The sequence below is a fragment of the Streptomyces sp. NPDC091649 genome, assembly GCF_044756785.1.
Lineage (GTDB): Bacteria > Actinomycetota > Actinomycetes > Streptomycetales > Streptomycetaceae > Streptomyces.
Genome location: NZ_JBIVTR010000001.1, coordinates 70,076 through 93,094 on the forward strand (window position 1 = coordinate 70,076; position 23,019 = coordinate 93,094).

Annotated in this window: 20 protein-coding genes; 8 read left to right on the top strand and 12 right to left on the bottom strand. The window is 71.5% G+C overall.

Annotation, left to right across the window (positions count from 1 at the left end):
• Positions 1-157 precede the first annotated feature (157 nt).
• Positions 158-1,498, top strand: coding sequence for a 4-aminobutyrate--2-oxoglutarate transaminase (gabT, locus tag ACIQMU_RS00275; protein WP_352238492.1), 1,341 nt, complete (start codon positions 158-160; stop codon positions 1,496-1,498).
• Positions 1,499-1,646: 148 nt separating this feature from the next.
• Positions 1,647-2,495, top strand: a complete 849-nt coding sequence (locus ACIQMU_RS00280) for a phosphatase PAP2 family protein (RefSeq protein ID WP_352238491.1) — start codon at positions 1,647-1,649, stop codon at positions 2,493-2,495.
• Here the strand turns inward: ACIQMU_RS00280 and ACIQMU_RS00285 are convergent.
• The 9 genes from ACIQMU_RS00285 to ACIQMU_RS00325 all read right to left on the bottom strand — a co-directional run bounded on the left by ACIQMU_RS00285 (position 2,446) and on the right by ACIQMU_RS00325 (position 13,575).
• Entirely contained in the window at positions 2,446-4,269 is a 1,824-nt protein-coding gene (locus ACIQMU_RS00285; RefSeq protein ID WP_352238490.1) for a carbohydrate binding domain-containing protein, read from the bottom strand. The two genes, ACIQMU_RS00280 and ACIQMU_RS00285, sit on opposite strands and share 50 nt — an antisense overlap.
• A gap of 90 nt (positions 4,270-4,359) precedes the next feature.
• Positions 4,360-4,833, bottom strand: a complete 474-nt coding sequence (locus tag ACIQMU_RS00290) for a hypothetical protein (RefSeq protein ID WP_402687967.1) — start codon at positions 4,831-4,833, stop codon at positions 4,360-4,362.
• A gap of 147 nt (positions 4,834-4,980) precedes the next feature.
• Positions 4,981-6,399, bottom strand: a complete 1,419-nt coding sequence (locus ACIQMU_RS00295; RefSeq protein WP_352238488.1) for an FAD-dependent oxidoreductase — start codon at positions 6,397-6,399, stop codon at positions 4,981-4,983.
• Between the two features lie 23 nt (positions 6,400-6,422).
• A complete protein-coding gene (locus ACIQMU_RS00300; RefSeq protein WP_352238487.1) occupies positions 6,423-7,226 on the bottom strand; it encodes an ABC transporter permease in 804 nt (267 codons plus the stop codon).
• Positions 7,226-8,158: an ABC transporter permease gene (locus ACIQMU_RS00305; RefSeq protein ID WP_352238486.1), complete on the bottom strand. Its 933-nt coding sequence runs from the start codon at positions 8,156-8,158 to the stop codon at positions 7,226-7,228. The genes ACIQMU_RS00300 and ACIQMU_RS00305 overlap by 1 nt, the downstream gene beginning before the upstream one ends.
• A complete protein-coding gene (locus tag ACIQMU_RS00310; RefSeq protein ID WP_402687968.1) occupies positions 8,155-9,306 on the bottom strand; it encodes an ABC transporter ATP-binding protein in 1,152 nt (383 codons plus the stop codon). The genes ACIQMU_RS00305 and ACIQMU_RS00310 overlap by 4 nt, the downstream gene beginning before the upstream one ends.
• A gap of 89 nt (positions 9,307-9,395) precedes the next feature.
• Positions 9,396-10,643 (bottom strand): spermidine/putrescine ABC transporter substrate-binding protein, encoded by a 1,248-nt coding sequence (locus ACIQMU_RS00315; protein ID WP_352238484.1) that lies wholly within the window; start codon positions 10,641-10,643, stop codon positions 9,396-9,398.
• Between the two features lie 61 nt (positions 10,644-10,704).
• Positions 10,705-12,219, bottom strand: a complete 1,515-nt coding sequence (locus tag ACIQMU_RS00320; protein ID WP_352238483.1) for a gamma-aminobutyraldehyde dehydrogenase — start codon at positions 12,217-12,219, stop codon at positions 10,705-10,707.
• A 591-nt stretch (positions 12,220-12,810) separates the two neighbouring features.
• The gene (locus ACIQMU_RS00325) at positions 12,811-13,575 is read right to left on the bottom strand and encodes a DUF4190 domain-containing protein (protein WP_352238482.1); all 765 of its coding nucleotides are present in this window, start codon (positions 13,573-13,575) and stop codon (positions 12,811-12,813) included.
• A gap of 121 nt (positions 13,576-13,696) precedes the next feature.
• Here ACIQMU_RS00325 and ACIQMU_RS00330 point away from each other — a divergent pair, with 121 nt between their 5' ends.
• From ACIQMU_RS00330 to ACIQMU_RS00355, 6 genes are all read left to right on the top strand, one after another.
• Positions 13,697-14,731 (top strand): adenosine deaminase, encoded by a 1,035-nt coding sequence (locus ACIQMU_RS00330; protein ID WP_402687969.1) that lies wholly within the window; start codon positions 13,697-13,699, stop codon positions 14,729-14,731.
• 22 nt (positions 14,732-14,753) lie between these two features.
• A complete protein-coding gene (locus ACIQMU_RS00335; protein WP_352238480.1) occupies positions 14,754-15,458 on the top strand; it encodes a glycerophosphodiester phosphodiesterase in 705 nt (234 codons plus the stop codon).
• Between the two features lie 82 nt (positions 15,459-15,540).
• Complete coding sequence (locus tag ACIQMU_RS00340) at positions 15,541-16,338, top strand: SAM-dependent methyltransferase (protein WP_352238573.1); 798 nt, start codon at positions 15,541-15,543, stop codon at positions 16,336-16,338.
• Positions 16,338-17,516 carry a sensor histidine kinase gene (locus tag ACIQMU_RS00345; protein WP_402687970.1) on the top strand — a complete coding sequence of 393 codons (1,179 nt, stop codon included), beginning with the start codon at positions 16,338-16,340 and terminating at the stop codon, positions 17,514-17,516. Before ACIQMU_RS00340 ends, ACIQMU_RS00345 begins: the two co-directional genes overlap by 1 nt.
• Entirely contained in the window at positions 17,513-18,241 is a 729-nt protein-coding gene (locus ACIQMU_RS00350; RefSeq protein ID WP_402687971.1) for a response regulator, read from the top strand. The genes ACIQMU_RS00345 and ACIQMU_RS00350 overlap by 4 nt, the downstream gene beginning before the upstream one ends.
• A gap of 73 nt (positions 18,242-18,314) precedes the next feature.
• The gene (locus tag ACIQMU_RS00355; RefSeq protein ID WP_352238478.1) at positions 18,315-19,526 is read left to right on the top strand and encodes a serine hydrolase domain-containing protein; all 1,212 of its coding nucleotides are present in this window, start codon (positions 18,315-18,317) and stop codon (positions 19,524-19,526) included.
• Between the two features lie 49 nt (positions 19,527-19,575).
• Here ACIQMU_RS00355 and ACIQMU_RS00360 read toward each other — a convergent pair whose 3' ends face one another.
• From ACIQMU_RS00360 to ACIQMU_RS00370, 3 genes are all read right to left on the bottom strand, one after another.
• Complete coding sequence (locus tag ACIQMU_RS00360; protein ID WP_352238477.1) at positions 19,576-20,118, bottom strand: hypothetical protein; 543 nt, start codon at positions 20,116-20,118, stop codon at positions 19,576-19,578.
• Between the two features lie 54 nt (positions 20,119-20,172).
• Positions 20,173-21,336: a spermidine/putrescine ABC transporter substrate-binding protein gene (locus ACIQMU_RS00365; protein WP_352238476.1), complete on the bottom strand. Its 1,164-nt coding sequence runs from the start codon at positions 21,334-21,336 to the stop codon at positions 20,173-20,175.
• Between the two features lie 167 nt (positions 21,337-21,503).
• Complete coding sequence (locus ACIQMU_RS00370; protein WP_352238475.1) at positions 21,504-22,943, bottom strand: gamma-aminobutyraldehyde dehydrogenase; 1,440 nt, start codon at positions 22,941-22,943, stop codon at positions 21,504-21,506.
• Between the last annotated feature and the right edge of the window lie 76 nt (positions 22,944-23,019).

Genomic DNA, 23,019 nt, shown 5'->3' on the forward strand with positions numbered 1-23,019 from the left:
TGGACGCGTGCGGCGCCGAGGTGCGGGGCAGCGGAGCCATCTGTCCGCCAAGGACAAGGACACACCCCCACCACTCCCGATCGGAGCATGCCCGCACCCCTCCCCCGCCCCTAGCCTGCGATGAGAAGAGCGTCCGAAACACCCCCAGGAGCCCCTCATGACCGCAATTCCGCAGGAGCGCCGCGTCGTCACCGCCATCCCCGGCCCGAAGTCGGTTGAGCTGCAGGCGCGCCGCCTCGCGGCCGTCGCCGCAGGTGTGGGCTCCACCCTGCCGGTGTTCACCGCCCGTGCGGGCGGCGGGATCATCGAGGACGTGGACGGCAACCGCCTGATCGACTTCGGGTCCGGGATCGCCGTGACCTCCGTGGGCGCGTCCGCCGAGGCCGTCGTGCGGCGGGCCTCCGCGCAGCTCGCGGACTTCACCCACACCTGCTTCATGGTCACGCCGTACGAGGGGTACGTCGAGGTCTGCGAGCAGCTCGCCGAGCTGACGCCGGGCGACCACGCGAAGAAGTCCGCGCTGTTCAACTCGGGCGCCGAGGCGGTCGAGAACGCGGTGAAGATCGCCCGCGCCCACACCAAGCGCACCGCCGTCGTCGTCTTCGACCACGGCTACCACGGCCGTACGAACCTCACCATGGCGCTGACGGCGAAGAACATGCCGTACAAGCAGGGCTTCGGCCCGTTCGCGCCCGAGGTCTACCGCGTCCCGGTGGCCTACGGCTACCGCTGGCCGACCGGGGCCGAGAACGCCGGGGCCGAGGCGTCCGCGCAGGCCATCGACGAGATCACCAAGCAGATCGGCGCGGAGAACGTCGCCGCGATCGTCATCGAGCCGGTGCTCGGCGAGGGCGGCTTCATCGAGCCCGCCAAGGGCTTCCTCCCGGCGATCGCCCAGTTCGCGAAGGACAACGGCATCGTGTTCGTCGCGGACGAGATCCAGTCCGGCTTCTGCCGTACCGGCCAGTGGTTCGCCTGTGAGGACGAGGGCGTCGTCCCCGACCTGATCACCACCGCCAAGGGCATCGCGGGCGGTCTGCCGCTGTCCGCCGTGACGGGACGCGCCGAGATCATGGACGCCGCGCACGCGGGCGGCCTGGGCGGTACGTACGGCGGCAACCCGGTGGCCTGCGCCGGTGCGCTCGGGGCCATCGAGACGATGCGCGAGCTGGACCTCAACGGGAAGGCCAAGCGGATCGAGGAGGTCATGAAGGGCCGCCTGGCGGAGATGCGGGCCAAGCTCCCGAACGGCGACATCATCGGCGACATCCGCGGGCGCGGCGCGATGATCGCGATCGAGCTGGTGAAGTCCGGCACGAAGGACCCGAACCCTCAGGCGGCGGGCGCGCTGGCGAAGTCCTGTCACGCCGAGGGCCTGCTCGTCCTCACCTGCGGCACGTACGGAAACGTCCTGCGCTTCCTGCCGCCGCTGGTGATCGGCGAGGACCTGCTGAACGAGGGCCTGGACCTGATCGAGCAGGCTTTCGGTCAGCTCTGATTCTGTCGAACCGGCATGCGGGCGGCGGGCGTTTTCGGCGCCCCCGTCCCCCATCCGGGTGAGGGCCTGTGAAGAAGGTGTGCGGGGGCGATGGCGGGAGGCGGTGGCGACTGTCGGCCGCCCCCTCACTGCCGTACGGTTTCCGCAGATGAGAGAAACACCTCGGCGGCGGGAGACCGCGGCCGATGCCGGGCCGGGGCTTCCCCAGCGCCGTCCCGGGCGTGCGTTCGCGCACACCGGAGCCTCCGGCTCCGGGACTCCTCACCGATCGGACGGCCGCCCGCCCCACACCCCCCGGGGCGCGCGGCGAACCGATCCCGCCGGCCATCCCGGAACAACCCCCCCTGTTCCCGGGTGGCCGGCCCCCCTCGTTTCCGGCGTCCTCTGCCTCCTCGCGGTCCTCTTCGCGTTGATCACCTGGCAGGTGGCCGTCGAGGGCCCGCTGCTGCGGCTGGACGAGCGTGTCGGCGGGAAGCTGTTCGGGCGTGGACCGGGAGCGCTGTCCCAGGTCCTCTCCGACCTCGGCGGGACGGCGGTGGCGCTCCCGGTGCTCACCTGCGCGCTCGGGTACGCCCTGTGGCGCGGCGCCCGGCGGCTCGCCGGGTACGCGGCCCTCACCATCGCGGCGGTGCCCGCGCTGGTGATCCCGCTGAAGGCGGCCACCGCGCGGCAGGGTCCGCTGACCGAGGCGGTCGGCTACTACCCGTCCGGCCATACGGCGACGGCCGTGGTGGCGTACGGGGCGACGGCTCTGGTTCTGCTGGCCCTTCCCCGTCCGTCGTGGCTGCGGGAGGCGTCCTGGCCCCGGGCGTGGATGATGCCCGTCGCCGCGATCCTGTTGTCCACGGCGACGGGCATCGGTCTGGTGCTGCACGGCTACCACTGGCCGCTGGACGTGCTGGCCAGTTGGTGCCTGGGGCCGTTGGTGCTGGCGCCCCTGTGGTGGGTCAGTTGCCGAAGTAGGCGTCGAAGTTCTTCGAGAACTCCCAGTCGTTGAAGCGGTCCCAGTTGATGGACCAGGTCATCAGGCCGCGCAGGTCGGACCAGGTCCCGTGGGTCCGGTAGGAGCCGCAGTCGGTCTTCTTGATCAGGCAGTCGAGCGCCTTGTCGACCTCGGCCGGCGAGGTGTGGCCGTTGCCCGCGTGGGTGGAGGCCGGGAGGCCGATGGCGACCTGGTCGGGGCGCAGGCCCGGGAAGACCTTGCTCGTGTCGCCGGCCACCGGGAAGCCCGCGAGCAGCATGTCGGTCATCGCGATGTGGAAGTCCGCGCCGCCCATCGAGTGGTACTGGTTGTCCAGGCCCATGATCGGACCCGAGTTGTAGTCCTGGACGTGCAGGAGGGTCAGGTCGTCGCGCAGTGCGTGGATGACCGGCAGGTAGGAGCCGGCGCGCGGGTCCTGGCCTCCCCAGGGGCCGGAGCCGTAGAACTGGTATCCGAGCTGGACGAAGAAGGTCTCGGGCGCCATCGTGAGGACGAAGTCCGGGCCGTACTTCGCCTTGAGCGACTTCACCGCGGAGATCAGGTTGACGATCACCGGTGAGGTGGGGCTGCGGAAGTCGGTGTCACCGGTGTCGAGGGAGAGGGAGTGGCCCTCGAAGTCGATGTCCAGGCCGTCCAGGCCGTAGGTGTCGATGATCTTCGAGACCGAGGTGACGAAGGCGTCCCGGGCGGCGGTGGAGGCGAGTCGCACCTGTCCGTTCTGGCCGCCGATCGAGACCAGCACCTTCTTGCCCGCGGCCTGCTTGGCCTTGATCGCGGCCTTGAACTCCGCCTCGGACTCGACGTTCGGGCACTCGGCGACCGGGCAGAGCGCGAAGCGGATGTCGCCGGAGGTCACGGAGGTGGGCTCGCCGAAGGCGAGGTTGATGACGTCCCAGGATTCGGGCACGTCCGCCATCCGGGTGTAGCCGGAGCCGTTGGCGAAGCTGGAGTGCAGATAGCCGACGAGCGCGCGGGCCGGGAGTTCGGCGCCGCCGCCTCCGCCGCCCGCGGTGGTGGTCGCGGTGACGGCGGCCGACTTCGCGGACTCCCCGGCCGCGTTGGCGGCGGTGACCTGGAAGCTGTACGCGGTGGAGGGCGTCAGGCCCGTCACGGTGGCGGACGGCCCGGTGGCCGTGGCCACCTTCGTACCGCCGCGGTAGACGTGGTAGCCGCTCGCGCCGGATACGGCGGTCCAGGAGAGCGCCACCGAGGAGGACGTCGTCGCGGTGGCCCGCAGGCCGGTGGGGACGGCGGGGATCACGACGGGCTCGCCGCCGGGGCCGATGAGGGTGAGGTCGTCGGCGTAGTAGGCCGGGGTGCCGTACCAGCCGTGGGTGTAGACGCTCACGGAGGTGGTGGAGGGCCCGGTGGTGAAGGTGGTGGTGAGGCGCTTCCACGCGCCGGGGGACTGGGTCCAGGTGGAGACGTCGGTGGTGCCGGTGCCGGACGCGCCGAGGTAGACGTGGCTGCCCTGCACCCAGGCGCTCAGCGTGTACGCGGAGTCGGGCTTGACGGTGATGCTCTGGGAGCACTTCGCGTGGTCGCTGCCGGCCGGGGTGGCCTTGAGCGCGGAGGCGCCGCCGTGGGTCGGTGCGGACACGGCCGCGCCACTGGAGGCTGAGCAGCTCCAGCCGTCCAGGCCCGCCTCGAAGCCGCCGTTGCGCGCGAGGTCGGCATCGGCGGCGCCTGCCGCCGGCGCCGTGGCGACCAGGGCGCCGGCGGCGAGTACGGCGGCCGAGCAGGCGGCCAGAAGTCCGGAAAATCTGACGGTTGGTCCGGTGCGTTCCACAACAGCCTCCGCGCGGGGGGAAATTCGGGGTGTGGCGTGCGCACAACATGGTCCAGACCAATCAGGTTGTCAAGACCTCTGGCGGCCGGATCAGTCCTCTGGGCGCTCCTCGCGGATCTCCCGGGCGGCGGCGCCCGCCGCCTCGTGCATCGCCCGTTCGAGGAGCCCGGCGTCGGTGACGGTCCCCGAGCCGTCCGGCGGGATCAGCCAGCGCACTCCCCCGGTGGCCCGCCCCGGGTACGGGACGACGATCCATGTGCCTTCGCCGCAGCACCTGATCCCGCTGCCCAGCCAGTGCGAGGCGGTGCCGGGCGGGACGAAGAAGCCCATGCGCGACTCCCCTCGGTCGGCGAGAACGGGCCCGGGGCGGTCGATCAGGCGGGTGAGGACGTCGAGCGTCGGACAGCCCAGCTCGCCCGGGAGGATCAGGACGTCCCAGCGTTTGCCGGCGGGGAGGAGCGCGATCCCCCGCGGATTGCGCTCCCAGTCCCACCGGCAGGCGCCCGGGTCCGGTGCCACCGATGTGAGCCACTCGACCGCGGCCTTCGTTTCCGAGCCAGTCATGACCAGCCTCCCGTTGACGTGGACACCAGCGGGGCTCCGCCGGTGCGTGCACATGCGAGAGAGGGTTCGTCGCCGACTATGACGCGGCTTGGGGCCACCGGTTGACAGTGAACTGGGTCACAGCGCCCGGTCCGGACCGGGCGCGGGTCAGCTGTCGAAGCCGAGGCCGAGCCTGTCCATGGTCCTCAGCCAGAGATCGCGGTGCCCGCCGTTGCTGTCGGCGCGGGCCAGGGAACGCTTGGTCAGCTCGATCCCGGCCCAGGCGAACGGCTCCGGCGGGAAGGGCAGCGGCTTGGAGCGGACCATCTCCAGCCGGGTCCGTGCCGTCTCCTCGCCGGAGAGCAGGTCGAGCATCACATCGGCCCCGAACCGGGTGGAACCGACGCCGAGTCCGGTGAATCCGGCGGCGTACGCGACCCGGCCCCGGTGGGCCGTGCCGAAGAAGGCCGTGAAACGGGAGCAGGTGTCGATCGCGCCGCCCCAGGCGTGCGAAAAACGCAGTCCGGAAAGCTGCGGAAAACACGTGAAGAACTGCTCCGCGAGTTTCAGGAACGTCTCCGGGCGCTGATCGAGATCGGCGCTGAGCCGGCCCCCGTACGGATAGATCGCGTCGTATCCGCCCCAGAGGATCCGGTTGTCCGCGGAAAGCCGGAAGTAATGGAACTGGTTGGCGCTGTCCCCGAGCCCCTGCCGCTTCTTCCAGCCGATGGAATCGAGCTGCCCGGGGGTGAGCGGCTCGGTCATCAGCGCGTAGTCGTAGACCGGAACGGTGTAGGGGCGGACCCGCTTGACCAGCGAGGGGAAGATGTTGGTGCCGAGCGCGATCTGGCGGGCGAAGACCCTCCCGTACGGGGTGCGTACCGCCATCCCGGAGCCGGACCGGGCCAGGTCCAGGCCCCGGGTGTGCTCGTAGATCCGTACGCCCAGTCCCAGGCAGGCCCGCTTCAGGCCCCAGGCGAGCTTCGCCGGGTGCAGCATCGCGACGCCGCGCCGGTTCCAGAGTCCGCCGAGGAAGGTGGGCGAGTCGACCTCGGCGCGCAGGGCGTCGCGGTCCAGGAAGTCGACGCCGGTGATGCCGAGCGCCACGATCTCCTCGTGCCATTCCCGCAGTTCTTCGAGCTGGTGGGGGGCGGTGGCGACGTCGATCTCACCGGTCCGCTCGAACTCGCAGTCGATCCCGTAGCGGGCGACGGCGGCCTCGATGGCGTCGAGGTTCCGCTCCCCCAGTTCCTCCAGCCGCGCGATCTCGTCGGGCCAGCGCTCCACGCCGTTGGCCAGGCCGTGGGTGAGGGAGGCGGCGCAGAAGCCCCCGTTGCGACCCGAGGCGGCCCAGCCCACCTCGTGACCCTCGATGAGGACGACGTCCCGGCCGGGGTCGCGCTCCTTGGCGAGGAGCGCGGTCCACAGACCGCTGTAGCCGCCGCCGACGACCAGCAGGCCGGTGTGCTCGTCGCCGGTGAGGGCGGGCAGCGCGTCGGGCTTGGCCGGGTCGTCGAGCCAGTAGGGGACCGGCTTGGCGCCGGCGATCGATCGTGCGGCAGCAGTACGCATGGCAGCTGGGGCCATGGTTTCCAACTCCTTCGGGAATTTCAGGGCCGAGCGTTGTTCCTGCGCCGGTGGGCGATGAGCTGGCCGGCGAGAACCACCGTTACCGCGATGATGAACATGGCGGTGCCGATGACGTTGATCTGCACGGGCGTGCCGCGCTGTGCCGATCCCCAGACGAACATGGGGAACGTGACGGTGGAGCCCGCGTTGAAATTCGTGATGATGAAGTCGTCGAACGAGAGCGCGAAGGCCAGCAGCGCTCCCGCCGCGATCCCCGGGGCGGCGATCGGCAGGGTCACCCGCAGGAAGGTCTGCACGGGCCCCGCGTACAGATCGCGGGCGGCTTCCTCCAGTCGCGGGTCCATCGACATGACGCGTGCCTTGACGGCGGTGACCACGAAGCTGAGGCAGAACATGATGTGCGCGATCAGCACGGTCCAGAAGCCGAGCCGGGCGCCCATATTGAGGAACAGCGTGAGCAGCGACGCGGCCATGACGACCTCGGGCATCGCCATCGGCAGGAAGATCAGCGAACTGATCGCGCCGCGCGCCCGGAAGCGGTAGCGGACCAGTGCGAAGGCGATCATCGTGCCGAGCGCGGTCGCCCCGAGCGTCGCCCAGAAGGCGATCTGGAGCGAGAGGGAGAGCGAGCCGCACAGGTCGGCGACCCCGCAGGGGTCCTTCCAGGCGTCCAGCGAGAAGCGCTGCCAGGCGTAGTTGAAGCGGCCGTTGGGCTTGTTGAACGAGAACACCATCACGACGATGTTCGGCACGATCATGTACGCGAGCGTCAGCAGACCCGCGATGACGATCATGTTCCGGCGTATCCAGCGCAGTACGGGCATCAGACCAGGTCCTCCGTCCCGGAGCGGCGGATGTAGAAGGTGACCATCAGCAGGACGATCGCCATGAGGATGAACGAGAGCGCGGCGGCCGTCGGATAGTCCAGCACCCGCAGGAACTGGCTCTGGATGACGCTGCCGACCATCTTGGTGTCGGTGGAGCCGAGGAGTTCGGCGTTGACGTAGTCGCCGCTGGCCGGGATGAAGGTCAGCAGGGTGCCGGAGACGACGCCGGGCATGGAGAGCGGGAAGGTCACCTTGCGGAAGGTGGTGGCGGGGGTGGCGTAGAGGTCGCCCGCCGCCTCGTGCAGCCGGCCGTCGATCCGCTCCAGCGAGGTGTAGAGCGGCAGGATCATGAACGGCAGGAAGTTGTACGTGAGACCGCAGACGACGGCCATCGGGGTGGCCAGGACCCGGTTGGACTCGGTCCAGCCGAGCCAGCTGGTCACGTCCAGGACGTGCAGGGTGTTCAGCACGTCCACGACCGCGCCGCCGTCGGCGAGGATCGTCTTCCAGGCCAGCGTACGGATGAGGAAGCTGGTGAAGAACGGGGCGATGACCAGCACGAGCACCAGGTTGCGCCAGCGGCCCGCCTTGAAGGCGATGAGATAGGCGAGCGGGTAGCCCAGCAGCAGGCACAGGAGCGTGGCGGTGCCCGCGTACAGCAGGGACCGGACGAACTGCGGGTAGTACTCGCGGAGCGCGTCCGCGTACGTCCGGAAGTGCCAGGTGACCTCGAAGCCCTGCTCCAGCGAGCCGGTCTGCACGGAGGTGGATGCCTGGTAGACGAGCGGCAGGGCGAAGAAGACGACCAGCCAGAGGATGCCGGGCAGCAGCAGCCAGTAGGGGACGAGGCGTCTGCGGGTGGAGGGCTTGCGGAGCACCGGCTCCCGGGGTTCGGCGGGGGGCGCGGGCGGCGCTTTCGTGAGGCTCACGCCGCGTCCTCCACGCTCTCCACGCCAGCGGCGATGTCCTGGCCGGCGTCGAGGCCGAAGGTGTGGGCGGGGTTCCAGTGCAGGACGACCTCGGCGCCGGGGAGGAGTCCCGCGCGCCGGTCGACGTTCTGCTCGTACACCTGGAGGGCCGTGCCCGCCGGGCTCTCGACGACGTACTGGGTGGAGACGCCGATGAAGCTGGAGTCGGTGATACGGCCGGTGACGCGGTTGCGGCCCGCGGCTATGCCGTCCGCCTGGTCCGCGTGGGCCAGGGATATCTTCTCCGGCCGGATGCCCAGGAGCAGCCGTCCGCCACGGGTCGCGGGGGTCGCGCACCGCTCGCGCGGCAGGCTGAGCCTGCCGCCGCCCGCTGCCACCACCAGGTCGCCGCCCGTGGACACGACCTCGCCCTCGATGAGGTTGGAGGTGCCGAGGAAGTTGGCGACGAAGGTGGTGCGGGGGTTCTCGTAGAGGTCGGCGGGCGCGCCGAGCTGCTCGACGCGGCCTCCGTTCATCACCGCGACGGTGTCGGCCATGGTCATGGCCTCCTCCTGGTCGTGGGTGACGTGCACGAAGGTGATGCCGACCTCCGTCTGGATCCGCTTGAGCTCCAACTGCATCTGTCGGCGCAGTTTGAGGTCGAGGGCGCCGAGCGGTTCGTCGAGCAGGAGGACCTGCGGGTGGTTGATGAGCGCGCGGGCGACGGCGACGCGCTGCTGCTGTCCGCCGGAGAGCTGCTGGGGTTTGCGGCGGGCGAAGTCGCCGAGCTGCACCAGCTCCAGCATCTCCGCGACCTGCTTCTTCACCGACTTGACGCCGCGTCGCCGGAGCCCGAAGGCGACGTTCTCGGCGACGTCCAGGTGCGGGAAGAGCGCGTAGCTCTGGAAGACGGTGTTCACGGGCCTCTTGTGCGGGGGGAGGCCGGTGATGTCCTTCTCCCCGAGGAAGACCGTGCCGGTGGTGGCCTCCTCCAGGCCCGCGATCATCCGCAGGGTGGTGGTCTTGCCGCAGCCGGACGCGCCGAGCAGGGCGAAGAAGGAGCCCTGGGGCACGGTCAGGTCGAGGGGCCGCACGGCGGTGAAGGAGCCGTAGGTCTTGCTGATCCCGGCGAGGCGGACATCGCCGCCCGCGGTCTGCTGCTGTGTCATGGGTCGCAGTCCCAGTGTGTTCGGGGGAGTTCGGGGAAGGGGTGACCGGGCAGGGGCCGGGGGCCGCGCGGTGTGCGGGCCGGTTCCGGTCAGGCGCCGATGAGTTTGGCGAACTTCTCTTCGTACGCCGTCTCTTCCTCGGTGCTCAGGGAGCGGAAGGAGTGGGACCTCGCCGCCATCTCCTCGTCGGGAAGGATCAGGGTGTTGGACGCCATCGACGCGTCGATCTTCGCGAGTTCGTCGCGTACGCCGTCGACCGGGCAGACGTAGTTGATGTACGCGGCGAGCCGGGCGGCGACCGGCGGCTCGTAGTAGTAGTCGATGAGCTTCTCCGCGTTGGTCTTGTGCCGGGCGTGCGCGGGGACCAGGAGGTTGTCGCTGGAGGTGATGTATCCGGCGGCCGGGATGGCGAACCTGATGTCCGGGTTGTCGGCCCGGAGCTGGATGATGTCCCCGGCCCAGCCGACGCAGGCGGCGAGATCGCCCTTGCTGAGGTCGGCGGTGTAGTCGTTGCCGGTGAAGCGGCGGATCTGCTTCTTGTCGACGGCCTTCTGGAGGCGGCCGATCGCGCCGTCGAAGTCGGCGTCGGTGAACTTCCCCGGGTCCTTTCCCTGGTCGAGCAGGGTCATGCCGACGGAGTCGCGCATCTCGGAGAGGAAGGAGACGCGGCCCTTGAGCTTCGGATCGTCCAGGAGCTGGGTGACGGAGTCGACCTTGCGGCCGCCCGTCGCCTTCACGTTGTACGCGATGACGGTCGGGATGCCGGTCCAGGGATAGGAGTGGGCGCGGCCCGGGTCCCAGTCCGGGGTGCGGAACTGCGCGGACACGTTCGCGAAGGCGTGCGGGAGGTTCGAGGGGTCGAGCTTCTGCGCCCAGCCGAGCCGGATGATGCGGGCGGCGAGCCAGTCGGTGACGCAGATGAGGTCGCGCCCGGTGTTCTGGCCGGCCGCGAGCTGCGGTCTGATCTTCCCGAAGAACTCGACGTTGTCGTTGATGTCCTCGGTGTACTTGACCCTGATCCCGGTGCGCTCGGTGAACGCCCGGAGGGTGGGACGGGTCTTCTCGTCCTCGCCGACGTCCATGTACTCGGTCCAGTTGGAGAAGGTGACGTCCTTCTCCTCGGCCGAGCGGTCGTCCGCGGGCGCTCCGGCGTCGGCGCGCCGGGCGGGCGGGATGCCGCACGCCCCGAGGGCGGCCGCCCCGCCGAGCGCCAGCGCGCCCGTGCCGGAGGCGCGCAGCAGCGAGCGGCGGGTGAGGGCGCCCCTGCCGCTGTTCAAGGACCGTCTCATGGCCGCCAGTTGGGCGGACGAGAGGCTTTCGGGCTCGTGACTCTCCATACGCTGTGCCCTTTCGGGTGGGAGGCCGCCAGGGCCGCCGGCCCTGCTCGTGCGGCAGCTGCTACCGGTCTCCGAAGATCGTGCGGTGCCAGTCCTTGCGGGCGACCGCGGTGTTGTCGTACATGACGTGCTTGACCTGTGTGTACTCCTCGAATGAGTACGCCGACATGTCCTTGCCGAAGCCGCTGGCCTTGTATCCGCCGTGCGGCATCTCGGACAGGATCGGGATGTGGTCGTTCACCCACACACAGCCCGCCTGGATCTCGCGGGTGGCGCGGTTGCCGCGGTACAGGTCGCGGGTCCAGACGGAGGCGGCCAGTCCGTAGGGGGTGTCGTTGGCCAGGGCGATGCCCTCGTCGTCGGTGTCGAAGGGCAGCACCACCAGGACGGGGCCGAAGATCTCGGACTGGACGATCTCGCTGTCCTGGGCGGCGTCCGCGACGAGGGTCGGCCGGTAGTACGCGCCCGGGGCGAGGTCGCCGCCGGGGGCCTCGCCGCCGGTGACGACCCGGGCGTAGCCGCGGGCCCGCTCGACGAAGGCGGCGACGCGGTCGCGGTGGGCGTGGCTGATCAGGGGGCCGAGGTCGGTGGACGGGTCGAAGGGGTCGCCGAGCCGGACGGTCTCCATGAGGGCGGCGACGTCCCGGACGAAGGCGTCGTAGAGCGGTCGCTGGACGTAGGCGCGGGTGGCCGCGGTGCAGTCCTGGCCGGTGTTGATGAGGGAGCCGGCGACCGCCCCGTGGACGGCGGCCTCCAGGTCGGCGTCGTCGAAGACCACGAAGGGGGCCTTGCCGCCGAGTTCCAGGTGGAGGCGCTTGACCGTGGCGGTGGCGATCTCCGCGACCCGCTTGCCGACGGCGGTGGAGCCGGTGAAGGAGGTCATCACGACGTCGGGGTGGCCGACGAGGTGCTCGCCGGCGTCCTGGCCCGCGCCGGTGACGATGTTGACGACGCCGTCGGGGATGCCCGCCTCGGTGGCGGCCTGCGCGAACATCAGCGAGGTCAGCGGGGTGAGCTCGGCGGGCTTGAGGACGATGGTGTTGCCGGCGGCGACGGCCGGGAGGACCTTCCAGGCGGCCATCTGGAGGGGGTAGTTCCAGGGGGCGATGGAGCCGATGACGCCGATCGCCTCGCGGCGTACGTAGGAGGTGTGGTCACCGTCGTACTCGGCGGCGGCCCTGCCCTCCAGATGGCGGGCCGCGCCCGCGAAGAAGGCGGCGTTGTCGACGGTGCCGGGCACGTCGAACCCGGCGGAGAGCTTGACCGGCTTGCCGCACTGGAGGGACTCGGCGTACGCGAAGTCGTCCGCCTGCTCGGCGAGGACGGCGGCGAACCGGTGCATCGCCTCGGAGCGTTCGCCGGGGGTGGCCCCGGACCAGCCGGGGAAGGCGGCCCGGGCGGCGGCGACGGCCGCGTCCACGTCGTCGGCGCCCGCGAGCTCGTAACGGAACACGCTCTCGCCGGTCGCGGGGTTCACCACGTCGTGGTGGCGGCCGGACGTGCCGGGGAGCAGCTTGCCGCCGATGTACTGCGCACCTTCCGCGAAGCGGTCCTGAACCTGGAAGCCGTTGCTCATGACGCTCTCCTCCGCCGCTGCACCCGCTGGACGGGGCCGGCGTCGCCTCTTCGTGAATTGAGTGCCGATCCTGGCAGAGGGGCCCCGGCCCAACAAGTGATTCCGTTGTTGCCTTTTGGTTACGCGACGGAATCTGTCGACCATGTGTCGTGTCGGTGCGGAAATCCCCGTACGGAGTGTCAGTGGCGGATGCCACACTCACCTGTCATGGGACCGATCGATGAGCTCCTGGCGGACGTGGCGCGGGGAGTCGAGGCGTTTCCCGCGGGCGGGGGCGAGGGGAGCGGGGCGAGGGGAGCGTGGGCGACGGGAGCGTGCAGGGGGCGCGGCGAGTCGAGGGGGCCCACGTGCAGTGGAGCCGCAGAGCCGCAGAGCCGCAGAGCCGCGGGGAGTGTGCCGGGGCGGGGCCCGCGGGTCGCGGTGCTTCCCGGCACAGGGCCGCGGGGCGCGGCGTCGAGCGCGGCCGGGGCCGGGCGCCGCGCCGCCCCGGCGTGCGGCCACGACGCCGCCGCGAACGACACCCGGCCGGGCGGGGAGCGTTCCCTGCCCGGCCGGTGAGATGCGCGGCGTTCGCGTCGGCGGCGCCGTGCGCTAGCGGCGGTCCTCGACGACCAGCGAGGTGGCGAACGGGTCCTCGTAGGTGCCGTCGTAGTCCTCGTCGCTGTCGGAGGTCGTGGCGGCCCAGATGATCAGGCCGAGGATCGTGGCGCCGACGACGATGCCCACCGAGCCGAGGATGACCCCGGCGAGCGCCATGCCCCGGTTGGTGGCCTCGCCCCGCTTGGCCCGGCCGAGGCCGATGATGCCGAAGATCAGCGCGAGGATGCCGAGGATGATGTTGACGCCGTAGAGGCAGAAGCCGACCACCGAGATGATGCCGATCACCATCGCGGCCGTGCCCAGGCCGTTGTTGGGCGCGGGGCCCCAGCCGGCCGGGCCGGCTCCGTAGGCGCCGTAGCCCGGGTAGCCGCCGTACGGCTGCGCGGGCGGGGCCGGGTAGCCGTAGTGCGCGGCGGCCGGCGGCGGGGCCGCGTGGCCGGGGCCGTGGGGTCCGACCGGCGGCGGCGGTACGTCCGAGGGCGCGGGCCCGTAGCCGCCGGGCTGGGGTATCGGCCCGGTGCCGGGCCCCGCGGCCGGTCCGGGCGGGGGTCCGTACCCTCCGGGCTGGGGTATCGGCCCGGTGCCGTCCCCCCCGGCCGGTCCCGCGCCCGGCATCGAGGTCACGGTCGGCTGGTTGTGGACCGCGGGCGGCGGGGTGTGCGCACCCGGCTTGCCCAGTTCCACCCTGCTGTCCGGCGGTGCCCACGGATCGCGCGGCGCGGCCCCGCCCCCGGGCTGCTCTGTGTTGTCTGACATGGGCCTCCCCCATCGTGGTCCCGTCATGCTACGGCCAGGCCCGTCGGCTCCCGACCCCGCCTGCGATGATCGGTGCGGCCGGTATGCCCGGCCGTCATCACGCCGAACCGGGAGACAATCGATGACCGACCTCCACCCCTTCATCGCGGGGCTGCCCAAGGCCGAACTCCACGTCCACCACGTCGGGTCGGCCTCGCCCCGGATCGTCGCGGAGCTGGCCGCCCGCCATCCGGACTCCAAGGTCCCCACTGACCCGGAGGCGCTGGCCGACTACTTCACCTTCACCGACTTCGGGCACTTCGTCGAGGTCTACCTCTCCGTGGTGGACCTGGTCCGCACCCCCGAGGACGTCCGGCTGCTCACCTTCGAGGTGGCTCGGGACATGGCCCGGCAGAACATCCGGTACGCGGAGCTGACCGTGACCCCGTACAGCTCGACCCGCCGGGGCATCCCCGAAACCGGGTTCATGGAGGCCATAGAGGACGCCCGCAAGGCAGCCGAGGCCGAGCTGGGCGTCGTCCTGCGCTGGTGCTTCGACATTCCGGGTGAGGCGGGGCTCCAGTCGGCCGAGGAGACCGTCCGGCTCGCGGTGGAGCACCGGCCCGAGGGGCTCATCTCCTTCGGGCTCGGCGGGCCGGAGATCGGAGTGGACCGGCCGCAGTTCAAGCCCTACTTCGACCGGGCCATCGCCGAGGGCCTGCACTCGGTGCCGCACGCCGGGGAGACCACCGGACCGCAGACCGTCTGGGACGCGCTGACCGCGCTGCGCGCCGAGCGCATCGGGCACGGCACCACTTCCGTCCAGGACACGAAGCTGCTGGAGCACCTCGCGGAGCACCGCATCGCCCTGGAGGTCTGCCCGACGTCGAACATCGCCACCCGCGCGGTCAGCGACATCGAGTCGCACCCCATCCGGGAGATGGTGGGGGCCGGCGTGCTGGTCACCGTCAACAGCGACGACCCGCCGATGTTCGGCACCGACCTCAACAACGAGTACGCGGTCGCGGCCCGGCTGCTGGAGCTCGACGAGCGCGGCATCGCCGACCTCGCGAAGAACGCCGTGGAAGCCTCGTTCCTCGACCGGGCGGGCAAGCGGAAGCTGGCTGCGGAGATCGACACGTACACGGCCGACTGGCTCCGGGCCCCCGGCCGCTGACCCGGTCGTCGACAATGGCCCCATGGCCGACACCGTTACCGCCGTGGGGCATCGCGGCGATCCGTATCTCGTGCGCGAGAACACCCTGCCCTCGATCCGCTCCGCCCTCGACCGGGGGGCGGACGCGGTCGAGATCGATGTGCGGGTGACCCGCGACGGGGTGCCCGTCCTGCTGCACGACGCGACGCTGGAGCGGCTGTGGGGCCACGACCGGCGGCTGGACCGGCTGGACCACGCGGAGCTGGAGGAGCTGACGGGCGGCGGGGTGCCCACCCTCCGCGAGGCGCTGCTCGCCCTCGGGGAGCACCGGGTGATGGTGGACCTGCCCGGCTCCACGGACGCCTCGGTCAAGAAGATCGTCGGCACGGTCCGGGAGTGCGGGGCCGGCGAGCGGGCCTACTACTGCGCGAGCGCGGACGCGATGCTGCGGGTCCGCGCGGCCGACCCGTCCGCCGAGATCGCCCTGACCTGGACCACGACGGCCCCGCCGCGTCCGGAGCTGCTGGCCGCGGTGCGGCCGCGCTGGCTGAACTACCGCTTCGGCCTGGTGACCCGGGAGCTGACGGACCGGGCGCACCGGGACGGGCTGCTCGTCTCCGCGTGGACGGCCGACACCAAGCGCACGATGCGGCGGCTGATCGAGCGGGGCGTCGACTCGATCACCACCAACCGGGTCGACACGCTCCACCGGCTGCTCGCCAACTCGCCCGCGCGCGACGGCTCTTGATCGGTCCGGCATGATGGGGATTCCCGTATCGCCCGTCGCCGCCCCTGGGCGCCGGGCTCCTGGGCACCGAGGAGCAGACGTGATGGATCCCCGACCGCAGGCAGCCACCGCCCGGATACGTTCCGACGTCGCGCACAACGCCCGTGTGTGGAACTACTGGCTGGGCGGCAAGGACAACTACCCGGTGGACCGGGCCGTGGGCGACCGGGTCACCGGGATGTACCCGGACATCGGCGAGGTGGCGCGCGCCGACCGGGCGTTCCTCGGGCGCACGGTGCGCCATCTGGCCGGCGACGCGGGCATCGACCAGTTCCTCGACATCGGCACCGGGCTGCCGACCGCGAACAACACCCACGAGATCGCCCAGCACACCGCGCCGCACGCGCGTGTCGTCTACGTGGACAACGATCCGATCGTGCTGGCCCACGCCCGGGCCCTGCTGACCACGTCGCTGGAGGGAGCGACCGAGTACATCGACGCGGACGCGCACCGCCCGGAGCAGATCCTGCGGGCCGCCGAGCCCACCCTGGACCTGGGGCGGCCGGTCGCGGTGATGATGCTCGGCATCCTGAACTTCGTACTGGACACGGACGAGGCGCGGTCCGTCGTGCGGACGCTGATGGCGGCCGTCCCCTCGGGCAGCCACCTGGTGCTGACCCACCCGACGCTGGAGCTGGGCGGCGCGGGCAACGAGGCGGCGATGCGGTTCTGGAACGAGAACGCCACACCGCCCATCACCGCCCGTGGCCGGGAGGAGTTCGCCGGTTTTCTGGAGGGCCTGGAGATCCTGGAGCCGGGGATCGTCTCCTGCTCCCGCTGGCGTACGAACCCGCGGGAGCCGGAGGTGGCCCAGTTCGGGGCGGTGGCCAGGAAGCCCTGATGCGCTTCCCGGTGCTGTCCGCGCGGCTGCGCGGGCCGTGGGCCGTCGATCTGTGGATCACCCTCGCGGTGCAGGCCGCGGTCACCATGCCGTTCGTCGTACCCCGCGCGGCGGACCTGCCGGAGGCGACCTGGGGCGCGTACGGTCTGACGACCCTGACCGTGCTGCCGCTGGTCGCCCGGCGGCGCGCGCCGGTCGCCGTGCTGCTCGCGGCGCTCGCGGGCGGCGCGCTGTACACGCTGGCCGCCGACGGTCCGGGCCAGCCGCTGCCGTACGCCGGGCTGGTGACCTTCTACACGGTCGCCGAACTGTCCCCGCCCCGCAAGCGGCTGGCCGTCGCGGTGCTGGTCGGCGCGGCGGTGTTCCCATCGGTGGCCAGGAACACGGGAGAGGCGCGGGAGCTGCTGTTCTCGCTGTTCGTGTTCGGCGCCGCGTACGCCTTCGGACGGCTCAGCCATACCCGCAAGGCGTACGTGGCGGCTGTGGAGGACCGGGCCCGGCAGGCGGAGCTGGGCCGGCGGATCGAGGCGGAGCGGGCCGCTGCTCGCGAACGGGCCCGTATCGCCCGGGAGATGCACGACATCCTGTCGCACGCGGTGAGCCTGATGGTCGTGCAGGCGGAGGCCGGCCCGGTGGCGGTCCGCACCGCCCCGGAGCGGGCGGAGGCCGCGTTCGACGCGATCTCCGAGACCGGCCGGGACGCGATGGTGCAGTTGCGCCGGATGCTCGGGGTGCTGCGCGAGGACGGCCCCGGGCAGCCGCCGGCCCCGCGTGCGCCGCAGCCGGGGCCCGCGGAGCTGCCCGCGCTGCTGGCGCGGGTGCGCGCCGGCGGCCCGGAGGTCACGTACGCGACGACCGGGCGGGTCCGCCCGCTGCCGCGGGACACCGGGGCGACGGTGTACCGGATCGTGCAGGAGGCCCTCACGAACGTCGTCAAGCATGCGCGGGCGAAACAGGTGGACGTGGAACTGGCTTTTGCGGAGGAGGCGTTGACCGTCACCGTGCGGGACGACGGGCAGGGGCCCGGGAGCACCCAGGGGCTCGGGCTGATCGGGGTCCGGGAGCGGGCCGCCGCGCACGGCGGCACCGCGCGGGCCGGGGGCGGCCCCGGCGGCCGGGGCTTCGAGCTGGTCGTCGGGCTGCCGCTGGCGTGCCGGACCGAGGAGGTGCGGACGTGACGATCCGGGTGGTGGTCGCCGACGACCAGGAGCTGGTGCGCAGCGGCTTCGCGATGATCCTGGACGCCCAGTCCGGCATCGAGGTGGTGGCGGAGGCGGGGGACGGGGCGGGGGCCGTGGCGGCGGTGCGGCGGCTGCGGGCGGACGTGGCGCTGCTGGACGTCCGGATGCCGGTGATGGACGGCATCGCGGCGTGCCGGGAGATCGCCGCCGAGGGCCGCTGCCGGACGATCATGCTGACCACGTTCGACGCGGACGAGTACGTGTACGAGGCGCTGCACGCCGGCGCGAGCGGCTTTCTGCTCAAGGACGTGCGCCGGGACGATCTGGTGCACGCGGTGCGGGTGGTGGCCGCCGGTGAGTCGCTGGTCGCCCCCTCGGTGGCCCGGCGGCTGATCGCCGAATACACCTCGCGCCCGGCGGGCCGGCCCGCGCCGTCGGCCGGCCGGCTGGAGGTACTGACCGTCCGGGAGCGGGAGACCCTGCTGCACCTGGCGCGGGGGCTGTCCAACGCGGAGATCGCGACGGCCCTCGTGGTGAGCGAGCACACGGTGAAGACCCATGTGAGCAACGTGCTGGCCAAACTGGGGCTGCGCGACCGCATCCAGGCCGTCATCTGCGCCTACGAGACCGGACTGGTGGCTCCCTCCGCCGGGGGAGCCGACGGCGCGCCCTCCCCCGCGCGCGGGAGTCGCGTCCTCGCCGAGGACCGCCCGAGCGGGTGATCCGCCGGAGCGTCCGGTCCAACAGGATGAAGTCAGCAAGCAGTTGACGACTTCCCGCCCTCGGAGGCACCTGGTGAACCGATCTGTCCGCGCGCTCCTGGCCACCGCTCTCGTCCTCGGCATCGCGGTCGGGGCGGCCGGGCCCGTTTCCGCGAGCTCCCCCGCCGACGGCGCTCCGGGCTCCCCTCCGGCGTCCGGAGCGCCTCGAATCGGCGACACGCTGGACGCCGAAGCCCTGCGCGCCGCGATCGACGGGCTCCCCCGCCAGGACGCCGTCGCCGCGCTCGTCCGGGTCGGCGGCACCGGCGGGTCGTGGCGCGGCAGTGCCGGTGTGCACGATCTGCCCTCGGGCCGGCCGGCGGATGCGGCGGCCCGCTTCCGCGCGGGGTCGGTGACCAAGGTGTTCACGGCGGCGACGGTCCTTCAACTGGCGGGCGAGAGGAAGCTCTCCCTGGACCGCACCGCCCGGCACTATCTGCCGGACCTGATCCCGGCCGCGTACGGGGAGGTGACCGTACGCCAGTTGCTCGACCACACCAGCGGCATCCCCGCCCCGGAGCTGCCGGGCGAGAACCTGGAGGAGTGGTACGCGCACCGCTTCGACGTCCACACCCCGCGCTCCATGGTGGCCTCCGCGACGGCGAAGGACCGGGAGTTCGCGCCGGGCGTGAGCCAGCACTACCTCAACATCAACTACACGGTGCTGGGGCTGCTGATCGAGCGCGTGACCGGGCACGCGTACACGCAGGAGGTCGCGGCCCGGATCCTGCGCCCGCTCGGCCTGCGGTCCACCTACTTCCCCGGTACCGACCCCCGGATCCGCGGCCCGCACAACCGCGGCTACCAGGTCTTCGCGGGGGCGGGCGGGGCCGTCGAGCTGCGGGACGTCACGGTGTGGGGGGCGACCGACGGCTGGGCGGCCGGGGACGTCATCTCGACCACCGCCGATCTGGAGCGCTTCACCACCGCGCTGTTCGCGGGGCGGGTGGTGCGCGGGCCGCTGCTGGAGGAGATGTTCACCCTGCCCGACGCCTCGGTGCGCACCTACGGCTCCGGGAAGCCGGCGCAGTACAGCGCCGGCCTCTCCGTGCTCACTCTCGGCGGCCGCCAGGTGTGGGGCAAGACGGGCGGGCGCTGGGGGTACAACACCGCGGTGGCGGCCACCCGCGACCTCTCCCGGACGCTGGTCTACAGCGTCGGCGCGACGGACGCGAAGGGGCCGGGCATGAACGCCACGGCGATGGGCCTCGTGGTGGCCGCCTTCGGTCCGCCGCCCGCCGCGTGAGCCGGTCGCGGCACGGCCCGGCGGAGCGCGCCCGGAAGGGCCGCGGGCGTCAGGCGCCCGCCGGTGCGGGTTCCGGGGCCGTGGTGGCCGCCTGCTCCAGGGTCTCCAAACGCTTGATCATGCGGCGGACGATCAGCAGCGGGATGACGCCGAAGACTCCGAAGGACATGTCGATCACGCTCCACCAGAACGGGATGTCGCGGATCGGACCGCAGATCAGGGCGAGCGGGATGATCCCGGCGCAGGCGATCATGCCGAACTCGATGACCCAGATGTTGCGGACCGGGTCGCGGTAGGGGCCGTAGAAGGCGACCGCGATGACCAGGTGGGCGAAGGCCAGCCAGTCGGTGCCGTACAGCATGAAGGGCTGCTCGCGTTCGACGGTGTCAAGCCCTTCGCGGACCCGGGTGATCCACTCCATCAGGCCGGGGAGGTGCTCGGGGACCGGGGAGGCGGAGGCGCCCAGCAGGTCCTCGGCCCAGCGGAGTTCGGTGACGAGCGGGAAAGCCGTGAGCCCGCTCAGCACCAGACAGACGATGAAGAACACCAACCACCCGCGTATACGCCGCGTGAGGGCGTTTCGCTCGCTCATATCCGCAGCGTACGCCCGTGTTTACCGTCGCTTTACGGCACCCCGGTCAGCACTTCACAAGCCGACGACGGAGTTCCACTTCTTGGTGAAGTCCATCCGTTCCTCGGAGGTGATGTCCCGCGCGATGGCGAGCCGTTTGCGCATCGCGCCGTCGGGGAAGATCAGCGGATCCTCGGCGAGGGCGGCCGTCTCCTCGTCCTTCGAGGAGGCCAGGACGTCGCGCGCGGCGGGCACGGGGCAGACGTAGTTGACCCAGGCGGCGAGTTCGGCGGCGACCTCGGGTTGGTAGTAGTGGTCCACCAGGCGTTCCGCGTTGCGCTTGTGGCGGGCGAGGTTGGGGATCATCAGGGACTCGGCCCACAGTTCGGCGCCCTCCTCGGGGACGACGAACTCGATGTCGGGGTTGTCGGCCTGGAGCTGGATGACGTCGCCGGAGTACGCCTGGCAGGCGAGCACGTCCCCGGTGGCGAGGTCCTTGATGTAGTCGTTGCCGGTGAAGCGGCGGATGTGATGCGAGCGGACCCGCTTCTCCGTCTGCTCGCAGATCTCGTGGAAGTCCTCGGCCGTCCAGCGGGTGATGTCGACGCCGTTGCCCTGCATCAGCAGCGCGAACGACTCGTCGAGCCCGGAGAGCAGGGTGACCCGGCCGCGCAGGTCGTCGGCCCACAGGTCGTCGGTGGAGCGGATCTCGCGGCCGAGCTTCCCGCGGTTGTAGGCGATGCCGGTGATCCCGGACTGCCAGGGGACGCTGTGGCGCCGCCCCTCGTCGAAGGCGGGCGCACGCAACTGCGGGTCCAGGTACTCGGCCACGTTGGGCTGCTTCGCGCGGTCCATCTCCTGGACCCAGCCGAGCCGGACGAAGCGGGCGGCCATCCAGTCGCTGATGACGATCAGGTCCCGGCCGGTCCGCTGGTGGTTCATCAGCGCGGGGCCGATCTTCCCGAAGAACTCGTCGTTGTCGTTGATCTCCTCGGTGTACGTGACGGAGATCCCGGTCCGCCGCGAGAAGGCGTCCAGGGTGGGCCGCTTCGACTCGTCGTCATCGTCGGTGTCGATGTAGAGCGGCCAGTTGGCGAAGTGCAGGGTGCGCTCGGTGGCGGAGCTGTCGCGGCCGGCCCTCTCCTCCGGTTCGACGTAGGCCGCGGGCACCCCGCAGCCGGCCAGGGCGGCGCCGGCCCCTCCCGCCCCGAGGGCGCGCAGCAGGGAACGGCGGGACACGGGGGTCTTCCTGATCGCTCGCACCCGGGCAGAATGCCGGTCGGCCCTCGCGCGGACAATGGACCAAGCGTCCAGCGGGGCGGGCCCGCCCCGCACACCTTGTCCAGAGGGGCACGGACACGGCCCCGGGCCGGAGCCCGGGGCCGTACACGGTGGCGGTGGAGCCGTCAGTCCTCGATGGACGTCATGACGTGCTTGATGCGGGTGTAGTCCTCGAAGCCGTACGCGGAGAGGTCCTTGCCGTAGCCGGACTTCTTGAACCCGCCGTGCGGCATCTCGGCGACGAGCGGGATGTGGGTGTTGATCCACACGCAGCCGAAGTCGAGGTTCTTGGACATGCGCATGGCGCGGGAGTGGTTCGTCGTCCACACCGAGGAGGCGAGCGCGTACTCGACGCCGTTGGCGTACTCGACGGCCTGCCTCTCGTCGGTGAAGGACTGGACGGTGATGACGGGTCCGAAGACCTCGTGCTGGATGATCTCGTCGTCCTGCTTCAGCCCGGAGACGACGGTCGGGGCGTAGAAGTAGCCCTTGTCGCCGACCCGGTGGCCGCCCGCCTCGACCTTGGCGTGGGCGGGGAGCCGCTCGATGAAGCCGCTCACCTGCTTCAGCTGGTTGGCGTTGTTGAGCGGGCCGTACGCCACGTCCTCGTCGTCCGGCTGCCCGGTCTTCGTGTCGGCGGCGGCCTTGGCGAGCGCGGCGGTGAACTCGTCGTGGATCGACTCGTGGACCAGGACACGGGTGGCGGCCGTACAGTCCTGGCCCGCGTTGAAGAAGCCCGCCTCCGAGACGCCCGAGACGGTCTTGGCGATGTCGGCGTCCTCGAAGACCACGACGGGCGCCTTGCCGCCGAGCTCCAGGTGGACGCGCTTGACGTCCTTGGCGGCGGACTCGGCGACCTGCATGCCGGCCCGTACGGAACCGGTGATGGAGGCCATCGCCGGGGTCGGGTGCTCGACCATGGCGCGGCCGGTGTCCCGGTCGCCGCACAGGACGTTGAAGACGCCCTTGGGCAGGATCTGGCCGATGATCTCGGCCATCAGCACGGTCGACGCCGGGGTGGTGTCGGACGGCTTGATGACGACCGTGTTGCCCGCGGCGAGCGCCGGGGCGAACTTCCACACGGCCATCATCATCGGGTAGTTCCACGGCGCGACCTGGGCGCAGACGCCGACCGGCTCGCGGCGGACGATGGAGGTCAGACCCTCCATGTACTCGCCGGCCGAGCGGCCCTCCAGCAGCCGGGCGGCCCCCGCGAAGAAGCGGATCTGGTCCACCATCGGCGGAATCTCTTCGCTGCGGGTCAGACCGATCGGCTTGCCGGTGTTCTCGGACTCGGCGGCGATCAGGTCCTCGGCCCGCTCCTCGAAGGCGTCCGCGATCTTCAGCAGGGCCTTCTGGCGCTCGGCGGGCGTGGTGTCGCGCCAGGCGGGGAATGCCGCCGCGGCGGCCTCCATGGCGGCATCGACGTCGGCCTGGCCGGAGAGCGGCGAGGTCGCGTAGACCTCTTCCGTCACCGGGCTGACCACATCGATGGTCCGCCCGTCCGCGGCGTCCCGGAACTCTCCGTTGATGTAGTTGCGCAGACGGCGCACCTCGGTGGTCACAACCACCCCTCCTGTCGGCTGTCCGATGGGTGAGACGTCCACCCTAATCGGTCCGGTGACGCTTTCGACATACCCA

What these genes read in the sequence shown, in the direction of transcription:
- gabT (WP_352238492.1), top strand. Translation starts at nt 158, where the DNA reads ATGACCGCAATTCCGCAGGAGCGCCGCGTCGTCACCGCCATCCCCGGC.
- ACIQMU_RS00280 (WP_352238491.1), top strand. Translation starts at nt 1,647, where the DNA reads ATGAGAGAAACACCTCGGCGGCGGGAGACCGCGGCCGATGCCGGGCCG.
- ACIQMU_RS00290 (WP_402687967.1), bottom strand. Translation starts at nt 4,833, where the DNA reads ATGACTGGCTCGGAAACGAAGGCCGCGGTCGAGTGGCTCACATCGGTG.
- ACIQMU_RS00295 (WP_352238488.1), bottom strand. Translation starts at nt 6,399, where the DNA reads ATGGCCCCAGCTGCCATGCGTACTGCTGCCGCACGATCGATCGCCGGC.
- ACIQMU_RS00300 (WP_352238487.1), bottom strand. Translation starts at nt 7,226, where the DNA reads ATGCCCGTACTGCGCTGGATACGCCGGAACATGATCGTCATCGCGGGT.
- ACIQMU_RS00310 (WP_402687968.1), bottom strand. Translation starts at nt 9,306, where the DNA reads ATGACACAGCAGCAGACCGCGGGCGGCGATGTCCGCCTCGCCGGGATC.
- ACIQMU_RS00315 (WP_352238484.1), bottom strand. Translation starts at nt 10,643, where the DNA reads ATGGAGAGTCACGAGCCCGAAAGCCTCTCGTCCGCCCAACTGGCGGCC.
- ACIQMU_RS00320 (WP_352238483.1), bottom strand. Translation starts at nt 12,219, where the DNA reads ATGAGCAACGGCTTCCAGGTTCAGGACCGCTTCGCGGAAGGTGCGCAG.
- ACIQMU_RS00325 (WP_352238482.1), bottom strand. Translation starts at nt 13,575, where the DNA reads ATGTCAGACAACACAGAGCAGCCCGGGGGCGGGGCCGCGCCGCGCGAT.
- ACIQMU_RS00330 (WP_402687969.1), top strand. Translation starts at nt 13,697, where the DNA reads ATGACCGACCTCCACCCCTTCATCGCGGGGCTGCCCAAGGCCGAACTC.
- ACIQMU_RS00335 (WP_352238480.1), top strand. Translation starts at nt 14,754, where the DNA reads ATGGCCGACACCGTTACCGCCGTGGGGCATCGCGGCGATCCGTATCTC.
- ACIQMU_RS00340 (WP_352238573.1), top strand. Translation starts at nt 15,541, where the DNA reads ATGGATCCCCGACCGCAGGCAGCCACCGCCCGGATACGTTCCGACGTC.
- ACIQMU_RS00345 (WP_402687970.1), top strand. Translation starts at nt 16,338, where the DNA reads ATGCGCTTCCCGGTGCTGTCCGCGCGGCTGCGCGGGCCGTGGGCCGTC.
- ACIQMU_RS00360 (WP_352238477.1), bottom strand. Translation starts at nt 20,118, where the DNA reads ATGAGCGAGCGAAACGCCCTCACGCGGCGTATACGCGGGTGGTTGGTG.